We start from the raw sequence: 3,401 nt of genomic DNA, 5'->3' as shown, positions 1-3,401 counted from the left end.
CGCATCTTGACCCGCAAGGCGGAATCCAGGTTCGATAACGGTTCGTCGAACAGGAATACGCTAGGCTCGCGCGTGATGGCGCGGCCGATGGCGACCCGCTGGCGCTGGCCGCCTGACAAGGCTTTCGGCTTGCGATCCAGCAGATGATCGATATGCAAAGTCTTGGCGGCGCGCTGCACCGCGGTGTCGATCTCGGCTTTCGATTTGCCGGCGATCTTGAGGCCGAACGCCATGTTGTCGTACAACGTCATGTGCGGATACAGCGCGTAGGACTGGAACACCATGGCGATGCCGCGCTTGGCCGGCGGCACGTCGTTCATGCGTGTGTCGCCGATGAACAGGTCGCCGCTGCTGATGTCTTCCAGGCCGGCGATCATGCGCAGCAAAGTCGATTTGCCGCAGCCGCTGGGGCCGACGAAGACGACAAATTCGCCATCTTCGATGTCGAGGTTGATATCGCGCATGACTTCATTGTCGTCGTAGCTCTTGATGAGGTTTCTGATCGTTACGCCTGCCATGATGGTCTCCTTCTGTTTTGTTCATAGATCGCCGCCACGGATGGCGGCGATTCAATATAAAAATGCGTAAAAATGCATGGCATTACGCCGTCTGTTTGCCGAGCAGCTCTGTCAGTTGCTGCATGTCGTCGAATATCCGTTCGGCGCCGGCTGCCAGCAGCCGGGCGCCGGCTTGCTTGCGGTCATGCGCCACGCCGGTGAAGCCGATGACCCGGATGCCGGCGGCGACTGCCGAACGGACGCCGGTGATGCTGTCGTCGATAGCGATGCATTGCTGCGGCGCCACGCCAAAGCCGGCCGCAGCAGCCAGGTAGACGTCCGGCGCCGGTTTCGGACTGCCGAGGTCATGGCCGCTATGGATGTGGCCGTCAAACAGGCCCAGCAAATCGCAGCGCCGCAGGCCGGCGTGGATCCGATCCAGGCTGCTGTTGCTGGCGACTGCTTTCGGCAGGGCGATTGCAGCGAGTGCTTCTCTGACTCCGGGCACCGCATTGACTTCCTCGCTGCAGGCGCGGCCTACCGCGAGGTTGATGGCGTCGTAGTCCGCGGGGCCCAGTCCCAATTTGAACGCGATATCGACTTCATCCAGCAGCAGGTTGGTCATCATGCCCAGCCGCTCGGCAATTGCGCTGTGCAGCGCCGGTCCGGCCTGCAACATGGACGGTGGCAAATACGGCGTCAACTCGCGATGCAGGACAGTGAGAGCAATGCTCTCGCTGTCGAGCAAAACGCCGTCGCAATCGCAGATAAGGTGACTAATGTGTGCAGTCATCGTTGGTCTCACTTCACCGCGCCGAAAGTAAGGCCGCGCACCAGCTGCTTTTGCGCCAGCCAGCCGAGCACCATGATCGGAGCGATCGCCAGCAGCGATGCGGCTGACAGCTTGGCCCAGAACAGTCCTTCCGGATTCGAATAGGAAGCGATGAAGACGGTCAGCGGTGCGCCGCTGACGCTGGTCAGGTTGATGCTCCAGAACGCTTCGTTCCACGACAGAATGATCAGCAGCAGGGCGGTCGAGACGAGGCCCGGCATGGAAGTCGGCAGCAGCAGGTACACCATTTCCTGCCAAGCGTTGGCGCCGTCGATGCGCGCCGCTTCCAGGATTTCCTTGGGCACGTCGTTGAAATAGGTGAACGCCATCCAGACCGCGATCGGCAGGTTGATCAGGGTGTAGATGATGGTCAGGCCGGTCACCGTATCGAGCAGGCCGGTATTCTTGGCCAGCAGGTAGATCGGGATCAGCACGCCGACGGCCGGCATCATCTTGGTCGACAACATCCACAGCAGCAGCTTCTGGGTCCGCGCGGTAGGGAAGAACGCCATCGCATACGCTGCCGGCACCGCGATCAGCAATGACAGGATGGTCGAACCGAGCGAGACGATCAGCGAATTGCCGACAAAGTTCATGTAATTGCTGCGCGCCATCACTTCATGGAAGCTTTCCAGTGTCGGCCAGAAGATCAGGGTCGGCACGTAAGCCTGGTGCTCGGTCTTGAAGGCGGTGATGGCAACCCAGAAGATAGGGAAGAACAGGATGATGGCGCAGGCCCATGCCAATAATCCCAGCCACAGGCGGTTTTTGTTTTTAGTGCTCATTTTTCGTTCGCTCCTTTCAGGTTCTTCGCCATCATCCGTACCAGGAAGAACGACACAATATTGGCCAGGACCACGGCGATGATGCCGCCGGCCGAGGCGATGCCGATATCGAACTGCTGCAAGCCGATCGAATACACCAGGTAAGCCAGGTTAGTGGTGGCAGTGCCAGGGCCGCCGGCGGTAGTGGTGAAGATTTCGGCGAAAATCGACAGCAGGAAAATGGTTTCGATCATGATGACCACAGTGATCGCGCGCTTGAGGTGGGGCAGCACCACATACCAGAACACCCGGATCGGTCCGGCGCCGTCCAGCTGTGCGGCTTCTTTCTGTTCCAGGTCGAGCGACTGCAATGCTGTCAGCAGGATCAGGAAGGCGAATGGAATCCATTGCCAGGCGACGATCATAATCACCGACAGCATCGGATATTCGGCCAGCCAGTCGATCGGCTCCAGGCCGACCAGCCGCATGGCCCATGCCAGCAGGCCGTAGACCGGATGCAGGATCATGTTTTTCCAGATCAGGGCGGCGACGGTGGGCATCACGAAGAACGGGCCGATCACCAGCAGGCGGGCGATGCCGCGGCCGAAAAACGGCTGGTCGAACAGCACCGCCAGCAGCGTGCCGGAGACCACGCTGATGACCAGCACCGAGCCGATCAGCAGCAGCGTATTGAGGATCGACGGCCAGAAGGCCGGATCGTTGAACAGGAAAGCATAATTGTCCAGCCCGACAAAACCGGTTGCTTCCGGCATCATCAGGTTGTAGCGGATGACCGAGAAGTACAGCGTCATCGCCAGCGGCACGATCATCCATAACAGCAGCAGGAACACCGAGGGCGTTTGCAGCAGCCGTACCGGCTTGAATTTGCTGGCGTTTGGCCGTACCGGCGCGGCCGCGTTGGCGACCTGGGCGGAAGGAGTCGACATGATTTACCTCTTACGTTTTTGCGCTGCGGATGGTGGACCAGGCAAAGGCCGAGTCCGGCAGCGGCAAGGAAGGGCAAGCGGACGTCGGTGTCCGCTTGCGGGCCTGCTGTTTTTGTTGATTGCTTGCTCGGTTGCTTACTCAGTTACTTAATGTACCGTCCTTGGCGCATCACTCGGTCCGCCTGCGCCTGCGATGTCTGCAAGGCAGCATCGACAGTCGACTTGCCGGCCAGTGCGCCGGCAATCGCCTGGCCGACTACCGTGCCCAGCGACTGGAACTCGGGAATCGTCACGAACTGGATGCCGGTGTAAGGCACTTTCTGCAGGGTGGCGTCCTTGGTGTCCGCCGACTGGATCGCGT

At 60.2% G+C, this 3,401-nt stretch carries 3 protein-coding genes and 2 pseudogenes; all 5 read right to left on the bottom strand.

Going from position 1 to position 3,401, the window contains the following annotated elements:
• Nucleotides 1-518, bottom strand: a 518-nt coding sequence (locus JWQ61_RS18630; RefSeq protein WP_304361810.1) for an ABC transporter ATP-binding protein, incomplete at its 3' end; no start/stop codon positions are given.
• A gap of 82 nt (nt 519-600) precedes the next feature.
• Nucleotides 601-1,290, bottom strand: a complete 690-nt coding sequence (locus tag JWQ61_RS18625) for an HAD-IA family hydrolase (RefSeq protein WP_304361809.1) — start codon at nt 1,288-1,290, stop codon at nt 601-603.
• A gap of 8 nt (nt 1,291-1,298) precedes the next feature.
• Nucleotides 1,299-2,081: pseudogene (locus JWQ61_RS18620) on the bottom strand (carbohydrate ABC transporter permease); the annotation flags it as partial.
• A 29-nt stretch (nt 2,082-2,110) separates the two neighbouring features.
• Nucleotides 2,111-3,040 carry a carbohydrate ABC transporter permease gene (locus JWQ61_RS18615; protein ID WP_304361807.1) on the bottom strand — a complete coding sequence of 310 codons (930 nt, stop codon included), beginning with the start codon at nt 3,038-3,040 and terminating at the stop codon, nt 2,111-2,113.
• Nucleotides 3,041-3,183: 143 nt separating this feature from the next.
• Nucleotides 3,184-3,401, bottom strand: a pseudogene (locus JWQ61_RS18610) (sugar ABC transporter substrate-binding protein); the annotation flags it as partial.

Origin of the sequence: Collimonas fungivorans, assembly GCF_028292705.1 — a bacterium.
In the GTDB taxonomy this organism is placed as follows: domain Bacteria; phylum Pseudomonadota; class Gammaproteobacteria; order Burkholderiales; family Burkholderiaceae_D; genus Collimonas; species Collimonas fungivorans_B.
The sequence above is the reverse complement of the archived record's forward strand: the minus strand, read 5'-3'. Positions and strand labels throughout refer to the sequence as shown.